The organism is Pseudoalteromonas atlantica (genome assembly GCA_007988745.1).
GTDB lineage: Bacteria > Pseudomonadota > Gammaproteobacteria > Enterobacterales > Alteromonadaceae > Pseudoalteromonas > Pseudoalteromonas atlantica.
In genome coordinates, this window is the sequence record BJUT01000041.1 from 21,781 (window position 1) to 39,583 (window position 17,803).

Here is a 17,803-nt window from a genome sequence, read left to right on the forward strand (position 1 = left end):
CGGGTTATGCCTCTTCTAAATCGGGTGTGGGTGTGGCTGCAAACTGGGCTTGTTGGTCGCGTTTATACACGCTTTTACCCATAATGTAGGTTTGTTCAATACAGCGGTCGTCGCCTAGCATCATCATGGCAAAAAGCTGTTCGTGAAGGGTTTTGGCATGGCCAATTCTGAATTTTAAAAACGAGGTGGCCGCGTAATCCATTACAATAAAGTCGGCCTCGCAGCCTTCATTAAAGTTACCTATGGTGCCTTCTAAATCAAGGGCACGCGCGCCGCCTAGGGTGGCTAAATAAAACCCTTTAAATGCTGAGAACTTTTGACCCTGTAGCTGCTGAATTTTGTACGCTTCGTTACCTGTTTGTAGCATAGAAAAACTTGTGCCTGCGCCAACATCGGTACCCATACCCACATTTATTCCATGCTCTTCACATCTCTTTAAATTTAAAAGGCCCGAGCCTAAAAATAAGTTAGAGGTAGGGCAGTGCGATATAGCCGCGTTGTTATCGGCAAGGCAGCACAGCTCGCGCTCAGATAAATGAATGCTATGGGCAAATACCGAGCGTTTACGCACCATTTTAGCTTGCTCGTACACGCCTAGGTAATCATCAGCCTCTGGGAATAACCCTTTTACCCATTCGCACTCGTCTTTGTTTTCAGATAAGTGGGTATGCAGGTAGGTGTCGGGGTATTCTTCTAATAATTGAGTACATTTTTGTAGTTGCTCTGGGGTAGATGTGGGCGCAAAACGTGGCGTTACTGCATAGCTTAACCTATCAACATTGTGCCATTTTTCTATCAGTGCTTTTGATTGATCGTAACTGGTTTGCGCGCAATCTGATAAATCATCTGGGCAGTTTCTGTCCATCATTACCTTACCGGCAATCATACGTAAATTACGTTTTTGAGATTCGTTAAAAAACGCATCTACCGATTGCGGGTGCACAGTACCAAATACCAATGCGGTAGTGGTGCCATTACGAAGTAGCTCATCTAAAAAGCGATTAGATATGTCTTTTGAATAATGCTCACAGGTAAACTTTTTTTCGGTTGGGAAGGCGTATTCGGTGAGCCAGCTTAAAAGCTGCTCGCCATACGCACCAACCATTTCGGTTTGCGGTAAATGTATATGCGTGTCTATCATGCCGGGCATTACTAATTTACCATCGTGGCGAATAATAGTGGCTGACTTATCAATGTTTGGCAGTATGTCTTGCTCGTAACCAAGGTTAACCACTTTGCCGTTTTGAATAACTAATGCGCCTTTTTCAAAATAGCGATGGGCGCTTTCGCCTGCTATGGCGGGGTCGTCAACAAAATCGAGTATGTTGGCACAAATTACGGTCATTTTATTATTGTTGTGGGTGCTCATAATTAGCTGCCTCTGTACGTTGAGTAGCCAAATGGGCTAAGCAATAACGGAATATGATGGTGTTTTTTATCTTGTAATCTAAAGGTAATTTGCGCCTCAGGGTAAAACGCAGGTGTTTTTTGGCTTTCATAATAGCTATCTAAGTCAAAAACCAGTTTATAGGTTGCAAATTCTACGTCTGTGTTGAGCCAGTCGGTAATTCGCCCGTCGCTATTTGTTTTACCTTGAGCAATTAATTGCCACTCGTTATTAGTGAGTAAAAACAATTGTACAGCTACATTTTCAGCCGGTTTTCCTGTGCTGGTATCTAAAATATGGGTAGTGATAGGGCTTTTATTCATAGCAATGACTCCAATCTTATTTTTGTTATTTTGGCTTGTTCGCCCGCGGCTATATTAAGCTCTGTGCTGCGGGTGTTGTGTATACGCTGCTCAATAAGTTCAAGCATTTGCTCAGCACTTTTACCACTGGCACACACAATAAATATAAAGCCAAATTTACTGAGGTATTCTTTATTTAGCGCAATCATTTTTTTAAGGGTTTGCTCGTTTGCTTTACTCATGCCTGATTGTTCGTGCCCCGCTTTTTGCGCTGTAGCGGCGTACTTTTTACTTAATGTTGATAAATCGCCTATTTGCGGGTGGCCTTCAAAAGCGGCTAAATAATCGCTCTCATCTAGGCTATCCCATACGCTTTGTGCGCTGTTAAATAAGTGTTCTTTATTTTCAAATGGCATGGTATTTAGCATACCGCTTACCCAGTTAGGGGCTGCGCAGCAATGCTCTAATGCTTGATGCGCTTGCGCTGCATTTAGGTTGTTAATTTTTAAGCTACTCATGCGTTTTCTTCCTCGTGCGTGGTGCTAATTAGGGCATTTTTAAGTGCACGCCATTGCACACCTTGGCGTTTGGGCGCATGGGTTTGCATAGCCTGATAAAGGCCAATTAACTGCCCGCTAATTGATATTGCCACTTCCATAGGGAGCTTGCCCGTTACATTTTCAAGCCCGACAGGGCAGGTCATTTGCTTTATTTGCTCGGTGGTAAAATCGCGATGGGCTAAGCGCTGTTTAAAGCGTTTTGCTTTAGTATCTGAGCCAATTACACCAAGCCAATTAGCATCAGCGCGTTTAATAATGGCTTGTGTAAGTGCAAAGTCGAGCTGGTGGTTATGAGTTAATATTAAGTAATTATTAGCCTTTGGCGCGCGTTTAACTTGCTCTGTTGGTTCTTCATCAACCACTTTTATTACGTTATTAGGAATAACTTGTGGGAATACATCGGCGCGGCTATCTATCCAACGTATGCGCATCGGTAATTGCGCCAATATATCAATAAGCGCCTGTGCTACATGACCTGCGCCGTATATGTCGAGGGTAAAGCGCTCGCATTGCATGCACTCAAGCATAACGGTGGCAGCTCCCCCGCAGCATTGGCCTAAATTTGCGCCTAGGTTAAATTGCTCTATCACTTGCGCTGCCTCGCCTTTGGCAAGTAGCTCGCGGGCTTTTTCTATAACTACGTATTCAAGGTGTCCACCGCCAAGGGTGTCGTAAATATGCTCGCCGCTTATTACCATTTTAGAGCCCGTGCCACGTGGGGTTGAGCCATTGGTGCCAAGCACAGTGGCAATAACATAGTTAGTGCCGCTTTGTTCGTGCTCGTTAATAGCTTGCGCCCAATTTTGCGTATGAAAACCCTGAAACGACTCATTTAAATTAGCCATGTTGCTGCTCCTTAAACCAGCTAGCGGTTTGCTCAATTGCATTTAATACACGCTCAGGTGTGGCAGGTGTATCAAGTGGGGGTGTGTATTTGTAATCGGCCACACTGCTTATAGCATTACGAATAGCACTCCACACACTAAAGGCCAACATAAACGGCGGCTCGCCAACCGCTTTTGATCTAAATACCGTGGTTTCTGGATTGGCCGAGTTATATAAATTTACATTAAATTCGGCAGGGGTATCGCCAATTGCAGGAATTTTGTAGTTAGCAGGGCCAAAGCTTGCAAGCTGGCCTTTATCATTCCATTGTAAGTCTTCGGTGGTAAGCCAGCCCATACCTTGCACAAAGGCACCTTCAATTTGGCCTATATCAAGTACAGGGTTAATTGAGCTGCCCACATCGTGCAGTATATCAACGCGGGTTACGGTGTTTTCGCCTGTCAGCGTATCTACTTCTACTTCACTGAGTGCTACGCCATGTGCGTAGTAAAAAAATGGGCGGCCTTCGCCTTTCGCTCTATCGTAATGAATTTTAGGCGTGGCGTAATAACCGGTTGATGAAAGCGATATACGATTCATGTAAGCAAGGTTTGCAAGTTCGCTAAAGCTAATTTCGCCTTTACTAAAGGTAATGAGATTATCTTTAAATACAATACTTTGGCTGTCTACTTCAAAGTGATCACTTATAAAGTTTATTAAACGCTCTTTTATGGTATTTACCGCGTTTAGCGCCGCCATGCCGTTTAGGTCAGTCCCGCTTGATGCGGCGGTTGGCGAGGTGTTTGGTACTTTGTCGGTACGAGTAGCGCTTATGCTTACTGCGTCAAAATCAACGCCAAAGCCATGGGCTACTATTTGCGCTATTTTTGTATTAAGCCCTTGGCCCATTTCGGTGCCGCCATGGTTTAAATGAATTGATCCATCACTATATACATGCACTAATGCACCCGCTTGGTTTAAGTGCTGTACGGTAAACGATATACCGTATTTAACCGGCGTCATCGCAAGGCCTTTTTTGATAATAGGGGATGATGCGTTAAAGGCTTTAATTGCCTTTTTTCGCGCCCAGTAATCACCCGACTCTTCAAGCTGGCTTATCATATCTTTTAAAATATGCTGCTCTACTGTTTGATGGTACGGCGTAGTGTCGCGGCCTTTTTTGTATAAATTAAGTTTTCGGATCTCAAGCGGGTCTTTACCTAATTTAGCGGCTATATCGTCCATTATCAGCTCGCCCATGATCATGCCTTGCGGGCCACCAAATCCTCTGAATGCGGTGTGGCTTACGGTGTTTACTTTACAGCGATTCCCTTTAATGGTGGCAGCTGGGTAGTAATAAGCGTTATCGGCATGAAACATTGCGCGGTCGACAATGGCATCAGATAAATCAGGCGAATAACCACAAAATCCATTTACAGTTACATCAGCGCCTTCAATCAGGCCATTTTCGTCAAACCCTACATGGTATTGATTATAAAATGGATGGCGTTTACCGGTAAGTTTAAAGTCGTCGCTGCGGGCTAGGCGCATTTTAACGGCGCAGCCAAGGTAGTAAACAGCAAGGGCAGCAAGGCAAGCCCACGGCGCGCCTTGGGTTTCTTTACCGCCAAAGGCTCCGCCCATACGGCGGGTTTCTACGTTTACAAAGCTAAATGGCTTTTTTAAAATTTTAGCAACTAAGTGCTGCACCTCTGTTGGGTGCTGCGTAGAACATTGCACATGAATACCGCCATCGTTGTCGGGCTGAGCAAGTGCTATTTGCCCCTCAAGGTAAAAGTGTTCTTGCCCGCCTATGTGTATTTCACCTTTAAGTTGGTGGGCTGCATTATTAATGGCTTGCTCGCTATTACCGCGGTTAAGTGAATGCGGCGGCCTTACCCAGTGCTCTTTTTTAATCGCTTCTTTAATATCAAGTATGGGGCTGGTTTGCTCGCATTCTATAACCACTAAGCGAGCAGCGCGGCGCGCAATTTCGTAGCTTTTGGCAACCACTACCAGCACAGGTTGCCCGTGATATTGAATTTCGTGATTGGTTAATAGCACATCCCCAGGAAATACTGGGCCAATATCAAGCTTACCGGGTACATCATCAGCCGATAAAATACGTTTAACGCCTTCAACTGCCAGTGCGAGACTGGTATCAATTGATTTAATAAAGCCGCTGGTAATGGGCGCAAGTACAGGGTAGGCGTGTAAGCAGCCATGAGGCTCTGGGTTATCGTCGGCGTAGTTTGCATTGCCACATACTTGTTTTATTGCGCTTTCGTGATACTTAGATTGGCCAACACTTCCGCCTTGGGCTTTTAGTTTATCCATTTCAAAGTGACGCATGTGAAATCCTCGTAATGGCAATGTTGTTATTATTTTTACTACTTGGCTTTGCACCACAAAACTCAATACCAATACGCTGTAGCAAGTTTTTGCTTACCGTAGTGCGGTAATGCGCGCTGCTGCGTACATCGCTCATGGGAGCAAAGTCATCATTTATAGCACTAGCGGCATCTATAAACGTGCTTACTTGCAAAGGCTGAGCATTAAGTTTTTGCTCTATATGCGTGGCGCGTTTGGGTATGGCAGCCATACCGCCCATGGCGCAGCGGGCATTGTTAATTACGCCTTGTGTTTGCTCTATAGCCAGCACTAAACACACAGTAGATATATCATCTTCAAAGCGTTTTGAAATTTTATGACACGCAAGCTTTAACGAGTCTAGGCGTTTAGGTACGGTAATTTTGCTAATGACTTCATCGCTTTTAATGACTGTTTTTTTGTAATCAACAAAGTAGTCGGCCACGTTTATTGTACGTGTGCCTGTAGTGCTTAATAAATCTAAAGTGGCATTAAGTGCAATGAGTAAAGGGGCCGGATCGCCAATAGGAGAGGCGTTTCCTATGCTGCCACCTAAGGTGCCACTGTTACGTACTTGGTTAGAGCCTAGGCGTTCAAACAGCTCTTTAGACTCAGGGTAGTAAGTGTAAAACGCTTCAACAAATTGGCTGTAAGGTAGTGCTGCACCAATATGTAGCTCGCCGCTGTTATCGGTTAAAGTGCACAGCTCACTGGTTTGGCTAAGCGATATAATAATATCGGGCAATAGCATGTTTTGGCTAAGCTCAATGGCAAAGTCGGTGCCACCAGCAACCAGGTGTGCCTGTGGGTAACGCGCTTTAAGTTCAACAAGTTGCGCTGCACTTTGCGGTAAATAAAACGTACGAGGTCCATTTTTTAAACAAGGAATGTCATCACCTATATTTAGTGATGCCTTAAATTGTGCCGCCATGGCAGAGTAAGGCTCATTTTTACGCTCGTAGCTATAAGCTTTTTCAACGGCAAGTAAAATAGGGCTGTAACCCGTACAACGACATAAATTCCCCCCTAGCGCATGAATAGCGGCTTTTTTACCAGGGTAACTCGGGTTATTAATATAAAGCGCCAACATGCTCATTATTATGCCAGGGGTACAAAAACCACATTGCGAACCATGGCACTCAACCAATGCGCGTTGTACTGGGTGTAAATCGTTAAGTGTAGGGTAAAGCCCTGTTGTTACAGCCTCTACGGTTACTATGTGTTTTGCGTGTGCATTACCTAAAAAAAGCAGGCAGCTATTCATGGTTTTATAGTGCCAAACTGGCTCACCGTTTGAATTTAGTTTTTCTTCGCCAACTAAAATTGTGCATGCGCCACAATCGCCTGTTGCACACCCTTCTTTGGTGCCCATTTTCCCTTTTTTGGTGCGAAGCCAGTCCAAAATGGTGAGATTCGGCGCGCATTCTTCTACTTCTATTGGCGTGTCATTTAATAAAAACGTAATCACACAGACCCCCTTAACTTTTATAAAGCCCTGATATGTAAAGGCTTGGCGTATATTTTTTCTTGTTGTTTTTAAGCAGGTAAGAAAAAAACTTTTTCATCTTGGTAAGTTAATTGCAGATACCATGCCATTGTTGACCGCTTGGTCAGCTAAGTTTCTAGGCTAGCTTATTTAACCAACAAGCACAAAGAAAGGTTTAAATAATGGACAATAAATACCGCCTTACTATGCAGGGAATGACAAAGCAGTACCCCGGATGTATAGCCAACGACGGCGTAACAATAAAAATAAAACATGGTGAGGTACATGCCCTGCTTGGTGAAAACGGCGCGGGTAAAAGCACGTTAATGAAAATGCTTTATGGTGTAGTTAAACCTGACCAAGGGGACATGTTTTTTAATGGCTGCAAAATGGACATAAAAGAACCCGCCGATGCCCGCGAATTAGGCATAGGTATGGTGTTTCAGCATTTTTCGTTATTTGAAACCCTAACAGTTGCGCAAAATATCGCGTTAGCGCTGGGCGATTTAGCAGGGCATAGCAGCACACTTGCCAGCAGAATTAGTAAAACATCGGCTAGGTACGGCATGCCGCTGGACCCGCATAGATTGGTGTCTACGCTTTCAACGGGCGAGCGCCAACGAGTAGAAATAGTCAGGTGTTTATTATTAGATATTCAACTGCTTATTTTAGATGAACCCACCTCGGTACTCACTCCGCAAGAAGTAGACGCATTGTTTAAAACCCTTCATTCGCTTAAAAAAGAAGGCTGCTCGGTGTTGTTTATTAGCCATAAGTTGCATGAAGTTATTGCGCTTTGCGACAGCGCCACTATTTTGCGCGCTGGCAAGGTAAGCGGGCATTGCATTCCTAAAAACGAAACCAGCGAATCAATAGCTCGCTTAATGGTAGGCGATAGCACACCAATAAGTAACCAAACGCGCAGAGCGACTGGCACAGGTGATTTTTTAACAGTCGATAACTTATCAACCAGTGCGCAGGCGTTATTTGATATTGCGCTTAAAAATATTAACTTTGCCGTACAACAAGGCGAAATAGTCGGTATTGCAGGGGTTGCCGGTAATGGGCAAGAGGAGCTATTAAAAGCGCTTTCGGGAGAGGAGCCGCAAAAAGATAGCAACGCAATAAAATTTAAAAATACCACTGTTGATGCGTTATGCCCTCTAAAAAGGCGCAGGCTCGGGCTTGCATGCGTACCAGAGGACAGGCTAGGGCGCGGCGCAGTACCCGATATGGACTTAGCGCACAATGCACTCCTTACCAGTTTTGATAGTGGTTTAGTTAAAAAAGGCTTTTTAGTAAAACAAAAAATTAGCCAACTCGCCGACAAAATCATTAAAAAATACAACGTAAAAACCCCCAGCAACCGTACTCACGCAGCAAGCCTTTCGGGCGGTAATTTACAAAAGTTTATTATTGGCCGAGAGGTTGAGCAAAACCCACAATTGCTGGTTATGTCACACCCAACATGGGGTGTAGATATTGGCGCGCAAGTTGCCATTCACGAGGCAATTTTAACGCTGCGCGACGAAGGCTGTGCAGTACTGGTTATTTCAGAAGATTTAGACGAGCTCTATAAAATTTGTGACCGGATTGGGGCAATTTGCGATGGCAAACTCTCGCCTATTTTAAATACCGACTGTGTACCACTTGTGCAATTAGGGCAGTGGATGGCGGGCGATTTTAATCACGACCTTAAAAGCAACACAGCAAAAATAACACAGCAAGGAGCGCTGGCATGATAAAGCTTGAACCCCGCGTAGAGCGCTCAAATACATGGAGTTATTTCTCTCCTGTTTTAGCCATTTTACTCACTTTAATAACAGGTTATGTGGTGTTTGCTTTACTCGGGCACGATCCGCTTAATGCCTTATATACCTTACTCATAGCGCCTATTTCTGACTGGTACGGCGTTACCGAGCTATTAGTAATGACCATTCCAATTTTATTATGTGCCTATGGTTTAGCGCTGTGTTACAGGGCGTCGGTGTGGAATATAGGTGCTGAAGGGCAGCTACTGATTGGCGGCGTATGCGCCAGTGCCGTAGCTGTTAACTTTGTTGACTCTACAAGTTCCTTTGCATTAGGGCTTACATTACTTGCAGGTATTGCCGGTGGCATGCTGTGGGCAGGCTTAGCTGCCTTTATGAAATTACGTTTAAACACCAACGAAATTTTAGTCACCATTATGCTCAATTACATTGCCGTTAATGTGTTGCTGTGGTCAGTACACGGGCCATTAAAAGACCCATACGGCTATAACTTTCCTGAAAGCGCCTTATTTGGCGATAGCACTTTACTGCCGGTGATCTTTGATGGCACTCGCCTTCATTTAGGGCTTGCATTTGCGCTATTAGCGCTGTGTGCCACATGGGTGTTTATTAGTAAAACCTTTGTGGGTTTTCAAATACAAGTACTTGGGCTTGATGCATCGGCTGCCAAAATGGCGGGCTATAAACGCGCGCTTTTAATTGCCGGTGTATTGGTAATAAGTGGCGGGTTAGCTGGGCTTGCAGGGGCTGGCGAAGTAGCTGGGCCTATTGGGCAATTAGTGCCGCAAATATCCCCCGGTTATGGTTACGCCGCAATTATTGTGGCCTTTTTAGGGCGCTTACATCCGCTTGGGATCACCTTGGCTGGGCTGTTAATGGGGCTTATTTATATGGGCGGCGAAATGGCGCAAATAGAAATTGGCCTACCCAATGCCATTACCGGTATTTTTCAGGGCTTAATGCTGTTTTATTTACTCTCGTGCGATGTGCTTATTGGTTATCGCATTAAATTGTTACTGCCATTTAAACAACAAAAAACGCAGCTAACACCCATCGCACAGGAATCTTAAACATGGATTTAGAGGTAATCACAAATATTTTATACGCCACTATTCGCACCGGCACGCCTTTATTGCTGGTGGCTCTAGGTGAAATGGTATGCGAAAAAAGCGGCACACTTAACCTTGGGCAAGAGGGCATGATGCTATTAGGCGCGGTGGCAGGGTTTATAACCATGTACCAATGCGACAACCTCTTTATAGGCTTTAGCGTGGCTGCGCTTGTGGGGGTTATGGCGTCGTTAGTATTTGCGTTTGTAGCACTCAATTTAAATGCTAGCCAAGTGGCTGCCGGGTTAGCGCTAACTATTTTTGGCACGGGCTTGTCGGCATTTTTAGGTGTTGATTACGAGGGCAAAACCATTAATGCCTTACCTACTTTAGCAATTGCAGGGTTTGAGCATATTCCGCTACTGGGCAAAGCGCTGTTTTCGCAAGATGCCATTGTGTATTTAAGTTGGGCATTAGTACTTGGCGCTTATTTATTTTTTAAATACCACAGGGCAGGGCTTGCGGTACGCGCTATTGGTGAAAACCCAGGCGTTGGTAATAACTTAGGCTTGCCTGTAATGCGTACTCGCTATTTAGCGGTGATGTTTGGCGGCGCAATGGCGGGTATTGCAGGGGCGTACTTGTCGCTTGCTTACACACCCCTTTGGACACAAAACATGACCTCGGGACGTGGCTGGATAGCACTGGCTTTAGTGGTATTTGCAAGTTGGCGAATTGAGCGGGTAATGCTCGGCGCTTATTTATTTGGTTTTGCCAGCATTATGCACTTAGTGGCACAGGCGCTTGGCTTAGCGGTGGATTCTAATTTACTGGCCATGCTGCCTTATGGTGCAACGCTTATAGTACTGATTATGCTAAGTAAAAATAAACAAAAACTAAAAATGTACGAACCCATGTGGCTAGGTAAGCCTTGGCATAAGGGCCATTAAAAATTTTATACAAAGAGTAACAATAAGCCTTCAACAGGATATTAAAAATACAACACGGAGAATAACAATGAAAAAACTAATAACAGCGCTTGGCGTAGCACTTAGCTTAGGGTTAAGCACGAGTGCGCTGGCAAAAGACAGCGTAAAAGTAGGGTTTGTATATGTAAGCCCGATTGGCGAAGCTGGTTGGACTTACACCCACGATGTAAGCCGCCGCTACTTAGAGGATAAATTTGGCGAAAAAATAAAAACCACCTTTGTAGAAAGCGTGCCAGAGGGCGCCGATGCAGAGCGAGTTATTACACAACTAGCCAAAAGCGGGCACGATTTAATATTTACCACCTCGTTTGGCTACATGAACCCGACCATTAAAGTGGCTAAACGTTTTCCTAACGTAAAGTTTGAGCATGCAACAGGTTATAAACGCGCTAAAAATGTGGGCACTTATTTTGACCGTATTTACGAAGGGCGCTACTTAACCGGTGTTATTGCTGGGCACATGAGTAAATCTGACAGTATTGGCTATATTGCCGCGTTTCCTATTCCTGAGGTAATACGCGGTATTAACGCGTTTACTTTAGGCCTGCGCTCAGTAAAACCTAACGCAAAAGTAAAAGTAGTGTGGGTTAATAGCTGGTTTGACCCTGGTAAAGAGCGCGAAGCTGCCGACAGTTTAATCGACCAAGGTGTTGATATTATTACCCAACACACCGACTCACCCGCCCCACTTCAAGCCGCAGAAGCCGCCGGAATATACGCGATTGGTTACCACTCAGATATGAGCGGCTATGGTAAAAAAGCGCACCTTACGGCGCCTGTGCATCATTGGGATGAGTTTTACGCCGAGCGCGTGCAGCAAGTACTTGACGATAAATGGGAATCGCAAAATGTATGGAAAGGCATAGATGCCAGTATGACCCGCTTAGCGCCACTGAGTAAAGACATTCCTGCCAATGTTGTTGCAGAGATAGAGGCGATTAAAACCAAAATTGCCAACGGCGAGTTTCATCCATTTAGCGGCCCAATTAACAATCAGCAAGGTGAGCTGGTAACTAAAGCGGGGCAAACAATTGATGATAAAACCTTACTGGGTATGGACTTTTATGTAGAGGGTGTTGAAGGGCAGCTTAAATAAGCGCCACTGTATTTAAATTAAAACCTGGGCAAGGCGTATACCTTGCCCATATTAAAGCGCTAAAAGGATGTTGACTATGTCAAACCAAGAAGCAATCTCAGAAGACATAATTTACGCAGTAGAAGATAAACCAGGGCTGACCGAATCTTTTTTTGCTGCCCTGCAACATGTACTGGCAAGTTTTGTAGGTATTATTACGCCCACACTTATTATTGGTGGCGTGTTGGGGCTTGGTAGCGAAATACCGTATTTAATTAGTATGGCGTTGTTTGTATCGGGGGTTGGTACCTTTATTCAGGCTCGCCGTGTGGGGCCAATTGGCTCAGGGCTTATATGCGTACAAGGCACCAGCTTTGCGTTTTTAGGCACTATTTTGGCAACCGGTTTTACCGTAAAAGCCACTGGAGGCGGAATCGATGAAGTACTTGCCACCATTTTTGCTGTGTGTTTTTTAGCAGCCTTTGTAGAGATATTTATTAGCTTTTTTATAGAAAAGCTTGGCAAAGTAATTAAGCCTGTAGTGACCGGTGTGGTGATCACCACCATTGGGGTTTACCTCATTAAAGTAGGTATGACCGACATAGGCGGCGGGCAATGGTTATTAACTAATATGCCTGAAAAGTTTGCCTCACCAAGCAACTTAATTGTGGGCTTTTCGGTGGTGGCGCTGGTGGTATTACTAAATGCTAGCAAAAATCAGTGGGTAAGGCTTACCGCTGTAGTCGTTGCCATGTTAGTAGGCTGGTTACTTGCACTTATTTTAGGTATAGCCAAATTTAAAATGGGCGAATTTGATTTAATCGCCATGCCATTACCCTTTAAATATGGTTTTAACATTGATTTTGGCGCCATGATTGCCTTTAGCTTTTTATACCTAATTACCGCCATTGAATCCACAGGCGATATAACCGCAAATTGTGCGGTGTCTAAATTACCGGTAAAAGGCGCAAGCTATTTAGCGCGTATACGCGGAGGTATTTTAGGCGATGGCGTTAACTCAATGATTGCTGCCGCATTTAATACGTTTCCTAATACTACTTTTAGCCAAAATAACGGCGTTATTCAGTTAACCGGTGTAGCAAGTAGATACATTGGCCTGTGGATTGGTGTAATTTTGATTATTTTAGGGTTATTTCCGGTGATTGGTGCCGTGCTACAAAATATTCCTAAACCAGTGCTAGGCGGTGCAACGCTTGTCATGTTTGGCACAGTGGCAGCCGCAGGGGTAAAAATTCTTGCAAGCGAAAAAATAAATCGTCGTAGCTTACTTATTATTGCGGTGAGCTTAGGTATGGGGCTAGGGGTTAGCTTTGTGCCCGAAATGTTTATAAATGCGCCTAAGCTGGTAACCGCTATTTTTGGCAGCGCTGTAACGGTATCGGGTTTAACCGCCATCGTTATGACGCTTGTTTTACCAGAAAATTATTCAGCAAGTACAGATCATCTTAACTAGACTAATAAAATTATAACAAAGGGATTAACAATGAAAATTACAACAATTAAAAAATTAGCCTTAGTCAGTGCTATCGCGGTGTGTTCAAGTAGCGTGTCGGCAAAAGAGCTGTGGTCAGATTTTAGTATAACCGCCATGACCGGCGCCGATTACCTCGAGCCGTTCTCGGGGGAGGAAGATGACAGAAGCGTAGTAACCATTGAGCATGCATCGGGGCATACATGGGGCGGTACCTTCTTTTTTATGGATAGATTAAGTAACCCAGATGAAGTATACGGAGAACTAAACATAAACCCAACGCTTTACAAGCCACAAAACAGTTTTGTTAAAGAGGTGTTTTTAGGCCTACAAACAGAATATGGCTCGGGCGATACCGATCAAAATAACTACTTATTAGGTGGCGGCGTATCGTTAGATGTACCAGGGTTTCAATACTTTAATGTGGCTTATTACCGTCGTTTTCAGGACGATATTGGCATAGAGCGTGAAGATAACAACCAAATAACCGTAACGTGGGGCTATAACAAGGGTAACTTTAGATACGATGGCTTTTTAGATATTGTTGACAGTACCGACACTATGTTTGGTAAAAGTGAAGGCGGTTTTAACTTTACCTCACAACTTAAATACAACATTGCTCCTATGCTTGGCCTAGACACAGGTCGCCTTGATGTAGGTATAGAATACGTATATTGGAAAAATAAGTTTGGTGTAGATGGTCAAACAGAGCACAACCCAAATTTGATGGTTAAATGGCATTTTTAAAACCTTAAGCGATACAGAATACAAAAAGGCTGCTAGTTAATGCAGCCTTTTTTGTACAATAAACGCAATAAAATTGGCTTATTGTTAATAATGGCACTGGAGTAACTGCAGCTTAATTGATTAAGCTTTATTGTAAATTAATGAAATGTTAATTGCCGAAGTTATTGATAATTGTTATCATTACGCAAAATAACTAATTAAATACCACGTAATGACTCTGAAAAATACTTTAGCTCTGCCTCTAATTGCTGTTGCGCCATTTTACACTTTGGCTAACGCTAACAATGATATAGAAACAATAGTAGTAACCGCCTCAGGCTTTGAACAAACCTTAGCGCAAGCGCCAGCTTCTATTACCTTAATTAGCAAAAAGCAGCTAGAAAACCGCGCTTATAAAGACTTAACCGATGCACTTAACGATGTTGCAGGGGTTACGGTCACCGGTGGTGGCTCGCGACAAGATATAAGCGTGCGTGGCATGCCAGCGCAGTACACTGCTATTTTGGTAGACGGTAAAAAGCAGTCAGGGCGTGAATCACAACCAAGCGGCAGCGGTGGCTTTGAGCAAGATTGGCTGCCACCACTAGACGCTATTGAACGTATTGAAGTTGTGCGTGGGCCTATGTCTACGTTGTATGGGTCGGATGCAATTGGCGGCGTTATTAATGTTATAACCCGTAAAAATTACGACAATTGGCATGCTAATGTTCGCCTAGAAACCACACAGCAAGAAAACAGTAATTCGGGTGATGAATACCAAGGGCAAATATATGCAGCGGGGCCATTAATAAAAGATTTATTAAGCGTTAACCTTTCGGCTCTTTACCAAGAGCGTGAAGAAGATGAAATTGAGCGCGGTTACGGTGAAAAAGAGCTGACAAGTTACAGTGGTACACTGCATTTAACAGCCACGCAGCACGATGTGATATCGCTTGAATACAGCGAACACGATCAAAAACGTATTTCTACCTCGGGGCTATCGTTACCTAATCGAAATAGCTCTAGCGAAACGAACAATAACCGCAGCACGTGGTCGTTAGCACATAAAGGTAGCTATAGTTGGGGCGCTGCGCATTCGTATATTCAACAAGAGTCGGTTGAAAACGAAGGCCGTGAAATAACCATCGAAAATACCTTAGCAAATACGCAGTGGTCAATTGCACTTGAAAACCACCATGTAACATTAGGCGGCGCATTTGAACAAGAAAAGCTTGATGACAAAACAACAAACGCAGCCACTATTACTAAAATCGATAACAAACAATGGTCGCTATTTGCTGAAGATGAGTGGAGCTTACACCCCGATTTTACCATTACCACGGGTTTACGAGTTGATGATAACGAGCAGTTTGATCCGCACTTGAGTCCACGCCTATACGGAGTTTGGAATATTAATGAGGCATGGACCTTTAAATCGGGCGTAGCTACCGGTTACAGAGCGCCAGATTTACGCGAGCTTAGCCCTAATTGGATCCAAAGCAGCCGCGGTGGCGACTTATATGGAAATGGTGACCTAGAGCCCGAAACATCCGTCAGTAAAGAAGCGGCTGTGTATTATGCTAACAGTGATTTTCAAACTAATATCACGGTTTTTCATAATAGCTTTGAAGACAAAATTAACACCGTTTTATGTCCTATCACAGTGTGTGGTGATGAAACCGACCGCTATAACATCAATATTGATAAAGCGGTGACTTATGGGGCTGAGCTAAATATAGAAACAATGTTAAGTGCAGATATTACTCTTGCAACTAGCTACAGCTATACGTTTTCTGAGCAACGCAGTGGCGACAATAAAGGCCAGCCACTTACGCAAATACCTAAACATTTAGCAACGCTAAATATTAACTGGGATGTAAGCGATAATATTAATACGTGGGCACGTGCTAATTACCGCGGTAAAGAAACCGAAGCAGCCTCTATAACTAGCCGTTTAACCTCAGCCCCTTCTATTGCAACAGCAGATATAGGCAGTGCGTGGCAAGTAAACGGTAACGTTAAAGTTATGTTTGGTATTTACAATATATTTGATAAAGCAACCAGCTACGATGAATACGGCTATGTAGAAGATGGCCGACGCTACTGGCTAGCTATAGATACAAAACTATAAGGGGTTTTTATGCCAAAATTTATATTATCTGCTGTGGTACTTAGCTTTTTAGCTACGTACCCGGCTATTGCGCAAAATACACAATTAACAGCGCAAGATTATGTCGAAAAAGGCATGCAGTACGCTGATGAGTTTCCGGGGTTAACAAGCCTATGCGATATACAAAACCCGTTACGTGATTTAACAAAGCGTGTTCGCACTAATAATGAAGGTAAAAAGCGCAGTAAAAAGTTGGGTAGTAAACGGCGCTCATCAACGATTGAACCTACACAAGTGTTTGACAACCTTTATTATGTAGGTACTGGTGGAGTGGCAAGTTGGGTAGTTAAAACATCACAAGGGCTTATTGTTATTGATGCGCTAAATAACAACGAACAAGCTAAAAATTACATTGAAAAAGGTTTGCTCACACTAGGCTTAAACCCCGAAGATATTAAGTATTTAATTATTAGCCATGGGCATGGTGATCATTACGGTGGGCAAGAGTACTTAGTTAATAAATACAAACCGCGTGTTGTAATGAGTGAGGTTGAGTGGCGACGCTTAGAACAACCAAAGCTTGATTTTGAAAGCCCACGTTGGGGCAAACGGCCAACAAGAGATATAAGCACAAAAGAGGCAGATACAATTACGCTTGGCGATACCAGCATTGGCGTTCATTTAACGCCTGGACACACCCCTGGCACTATTTCGTTGTTGTTCCCAGTATACGATAACGGCAAAAAACATATGCTAAGCCTGTGGGGAGGGACTGGGCTAAACTATGGGCCTGATATTGAGCGAATTAGCGCTTACAGTGTTGCCGCTAAACGTTTTGGCAATGTGGCAATGCAGGCCGGTGTAGATGTGTTTATATCAAACCACCCTAAACGCGATGGTTCGTATGAGCGCATAAAGCAACTTAAAAATAGAGCCCCCGAGGCGGCGCATCCATTTGTAATAGGCCAAGAGCAAGCCTCGCATGGTTTTTCTATGTTGAGCGATTGCACTTACGCGCAGGTTTTAAAAATTAAAGGAGAGTAAGGCACTTATTTGCAAAAGTTTTTAATATTAGGGGTTAACCATTTAACCAATGTGTTGTAATTTGGAGTATCTATATTTACTTTTAACGCCAGATTAAAAGGAAGAATGATGAAACCCCTCATTTTAATTTTATGCTTGTTTATAAGCTGCTCAGTGTGGGCCGAAACCACTAAAAATATGCCCGTAGCAATAAACTGGTTACAGTTAATTGATGCGGGTGAATACACAAAAAGTTGGCAACAAGCCGATGCGTTATTTAAATCGCAATTAAGTAAAGCAAACTGGAAAAGCGCCCTAAACACAGTGCGTGCGCCACTAGGTAAAGTGGCTACGCGAGAACAAATAAGTGCTAATGCTTACTCATCTTTACCTGGTGCCCCGCAAGGTAAATACCTTATTGTGCAATTTAAAACGCAATTTTCAGCAAGGCTTGCGGTGGAAACCCTTACATTAAGTAAAAGCAGTGGGCAATGGCGCGCGGTTGGCTATTTTATTAAATAACCAGCGTTCAATACCAATCCGTAATAATACATAATGATTTTCAGGGGCTAAACGTGTCGCTATCTGCGTTAAAAAATTCTCATTTAGAACAACTAAATAGCGAATTTTTTGCCTT

Annotated in this window: 15 protein-coding genes; 9 read left to right on the forward strand and 6 right to left on the reverse strand. The window is 43.7% G+C overall.

Translation table 11 applies throughout. From position 1 onward, the window contains the following. Nucleotides 1–4: 4 nt before the first annotated feature. Genes guaD through xdhA form a run of 6 tightly spaced genes read right to left on the reverse strand, consistent with a single transcriptional unit; the run spans nucleotide 5 to nucleotide 6,912 of the window. Nucleotides 5–1,369: a guanine deaminase gene (gene guaD, locus PAT01_RS14915; protein WP_121638311.1), complete on the reverse strand. Its 1,365-nt coding sequence runs from the start codon at nucleotides 1,367–1,369 to the stop codon at nucleotides 5–7. 2 nt (nucleotides 1,370–1,371) lie between these two features. Then, the gene (uraH, locus tag PAT01_RS14920; protein WP_121638312.1) at nucleotides 1,372–1,710 is read right to left on the reverse strand and encodes a hydroxyisourate hydrolase; all 339 of its coding nucleotides are present in this window, start codon (nucleotides 1,708–1,710) and stop codon (nucleotides 1,372–1,374) included. Beyond that, nucleotides 1,707–2,207 carry a 2-oxo-4-hydroxy-4-carboxy-5-ureidoimidazoline decarboxylase gene (gene uraD, locus PAT01_RS14925; RefSeq protein ID WP_154945737.1) on the reverse strand — a complete coding sequence of 167 codons (501 nt, stop codon included), beginning with the start codon at nucleotides 2,205–2,207 and terminating at the stop codon, nucleotides 1,707–1,709. Before uraD ends, uraH begins: the two co-directional genes overlap by 4 nt. Continuing rightward, on the reverse strand, nucleotides 2,204–3,094 hold the full coding sequence (xdhC, locus tag PAT01_RS14930) for a xanthine dehydrogenase accessory protein XdhC (RefSeq protein ID WP_154945738.1): 891 nt from the start codon (nucleotides 3,092–3,094) through the stop codon (nucleotides 2,204–2,206). Before xdhC ends, uraD begins: the two co-directional genes overlap by 4 nt. Beyond that, complete coding sequence (gene xdhB, locus PAT01_RS14935) at nucleotides 3,087–5,426, reverse strand: xanthine dehydrogenase molybdopterin binding subunit (RefSeq protein WP_154945739.1); 2,340 nt, start codon at nucleotides 5,424–5,426, stop codon at nucleotides 3,087–3,089. Before xdhB ends, xdhC begins: the two co-directional genes overlap by 8 nt. Continuing rightward, nucleotides 5,413–6,912, reverse strand: coding sequence for a xanthine dehydrogenase small subunit (xdhA, locus tag PAT01_RS14940; protein WP_154945740.1), 1,500 nt, complete (start codon nucleotides 6,910–6,912; stop codon nucleotides 5,413–5,415). The genes xdhB and xdhA overlap by 14 nt, the downstream gene beginning before the upstream one ends. A 200-nt stretch (nucleotides 6,913–7,112) precedes the next feature. On the opposite strand from xdhA, the gene PAT01_RS14945 reads away from it, so the two are divergent. From PAT01_RS14945 to PAT01_RS14985, 9 genes are all read left to right on the forward strand, one after another. Then, entirely contained in the window at nucleotides 7,113–8,672 is a 1,560-nt protein-coding gene (locus tag PAT01_RS14945; protein ID WP_154945741.1) for an ABC transporter ATP-binding protein, read from the forward strand. Further along, nucleotides 8,669–9,772, forward strand: a complete 1,104-nt coding sequence (locus PAT01_RS14950) for an ABC transporter permease (RefSeq protein WP_154945742.1) — start codon at nucleotides 8,669–8,671, stop codon at nucleotides 9,770–9,772. The genes PAT01_RS14945 and PAT01_RS14950 overlap by 4 nt, the downstream gene beginning before the upstream one ends. Before the next feature lie 2 nt (nucleotides 9,773–9,774). Then, the gene (locus PAT01_RS14955; RefSeq protein ID WP_029773012.1) at nucleotides 9,775–10,701 is read left to right on the forward strand and encodes an ABC transporter permease; all 927 of its coding nucleotides are present in this window, start codon (nucleotides 9,775–9,777) and stop codon (nucleotides 10,699–10,701) included. Nucleotides 10,702–10,768: 67 nt separating this feature from the next. Then, on the forward strand, nucleotides 10,769–11,836 hold the full coding sequence (locus PAT01_RS14960; RefSeq protein ID WP_154945743.1) for a BMP family ABC transporter substrate-binding protein: 1,068 nt from the start codon (nucleotides 10,769–10,771) through the stop codon (nucleotides 11,834–11,836). A gap of 76 nt (nucleotides 11,837–11,912) precedes the next feature. Then, nucleotides 11,913–13,289, forward strand: coding sequence for a uracil-xanthine permease family protein (locus tag PAT01_RS14965; protein ID WP_138576531.1), 1,377 nt, complete (start codon nucleotides 11,913–11,915; stop codon nucleotides 13,287–13,289). Between the two features lie 30 nt (nucleotides 13,290–13,319). Next, the gene (locus PAT01_RS14970; RefSeq protein ID WP_004587064.1) at nucleotides 13,320–14,054 is read left to right on the forward strand and encodes a DUF5020 family protein; all 735 of its coding nucleotides are present in this window, start codon (nucleotides 13,320–13,322) and stop codon (nucleotides 14,052–14,054) included. A 211-nt stretch (nucleotides 14,055–14,265) separates the two neighbouring features. Beyond that, nucleotides 14,266–16,164 (forward strand): TonB-dependent receptor domain-containing protein, encoded by a 1,899-nt coding sequence (locus PAT01_RS14975; protein WP_138576529.1) that lies wholly within the window; start codon nucleotides 14,266–14,268, stop codon nucleotides 16,162–16,164. A 9-nt stretch (nucleotides 16,165–16,173) separates the two neighbouring features. Further along, entirely contained in the window at nucleotides 16,174–17,187 is a 1,014-nt protein-coding gene (locus tag PAT01_RS14980; RefSeq protein WP_138576527.1) for an MBL fold metallo-hydrolase, read from the forward strand. A gap of 105 nt (nucleotides 17,188–17,292) precedes the next feature. Beyond that, entirely contained in the window at nucleotides 17,293–17,688 is a 396-nt protein-coding gene (locus PAT01_RS14985) for a DUF4019 domain-containing protein (RefSeq protein ID WP_248443452.1), read from the forward strand. The last annotated feature ends 115 nt before the right edge of the window (nucleotides 17,689–17,803 follow it).

Bases quoted from the DNA above. Each gene is read 5' to 3' on its own strand.
- guaD (WP_121638311.1), bottom strand. From the start codon at position 1,369: ATGAGCACCCACAACAATAATAAAATGACCGTAATTTGTGCCAACATA.
- uraH (WP_121638312.1), bottom strand. From the start codon at position 1,710: ATGAATAAAAGCCCTATCACTACCCATATTTTAGATACCAGCACAGGA.
- uraD (WP_154945737.1), bottom strand. From the start codon at position 2,207: ATGAGTAGCTTAAAAATTAACAACCTAAATGCAGCGCAAGCGCATCAA.
- xdhC (WP_154945738.1), bottom strand. From the start codon at position 3,094: ATGGCTAATTTAAATGAGTCGTTTCAGGGTTTTCATACGCAAAATTGG.
- xdhB (WP_154945739.1), bottom strand. From the start codon at position 5,426: ATGCGTCACTTTGAAATGGATAAACTAAAAGCCCAAGGCGGAAGTGTT.
- PAT01_RS14945 (WP_154945741.1), top strand. From the start codon at position 7,113: ATGGACAATAAATACCGCCTTACTATGCAGGGAATGACAAAGCAGTAC.
- PAT01_RS14950 (WP_154945742.1), top strand. From the start codon at position 8,669: ATGATAAAGCTTGAACCCCGCGTAGAGCGCTCAAATACATGGAGTTAT.
- PAT01_RS14955 (WP_029773012.1), top strand. From the start codon at position 9,775: ATGGATTTAGAGGTAATCACAAATATTTTATACGCCACTATTCGCACC.
- PAT01_RS14960 (WP_154945743.1), top strand. From the start codon at position 10,769: ATGAAAAAACTAATAACAGCGCTTGGCGTAGCACTTAGCTTAGGGTTA.
- PAT01_RS14965 (WP_138576531.1), top strand. From the start codon at position 11,913: ATGTCAAACCAAGAAGCAATCTCAGAAGACATAATTTACGCAGTAGAA.
- PAT01_RS14970 (WP_004587064.1), top strand. From the start codon at position 13,320: ATGAAAATTACAACAATTAAAAAATTAGCCTTAGTCAGTGCTATCGCG.
- PAT01_RS14975 (WP_138576529.1), top strand. From the start codon at position 14,266: ATGACTCTGAAAAATACTTTAGCTCTGCCTCTAATTGCTGTTGCGCCA.
- PAT01_RS14980 (WP_138576527.1), top strand. From the start codon at position 16,174: ATGCCAAAATTTATATTATCTGCTGTGGTACTTAGCTTTTTAGCTACG.
- PAT01_RS14985 (WP_248443452.1), top strand. From the start codon at position 17,293: ATGATGAAACCCCTCATTTTAATTTTATGCTTGTTTATAAGCTGCTCA.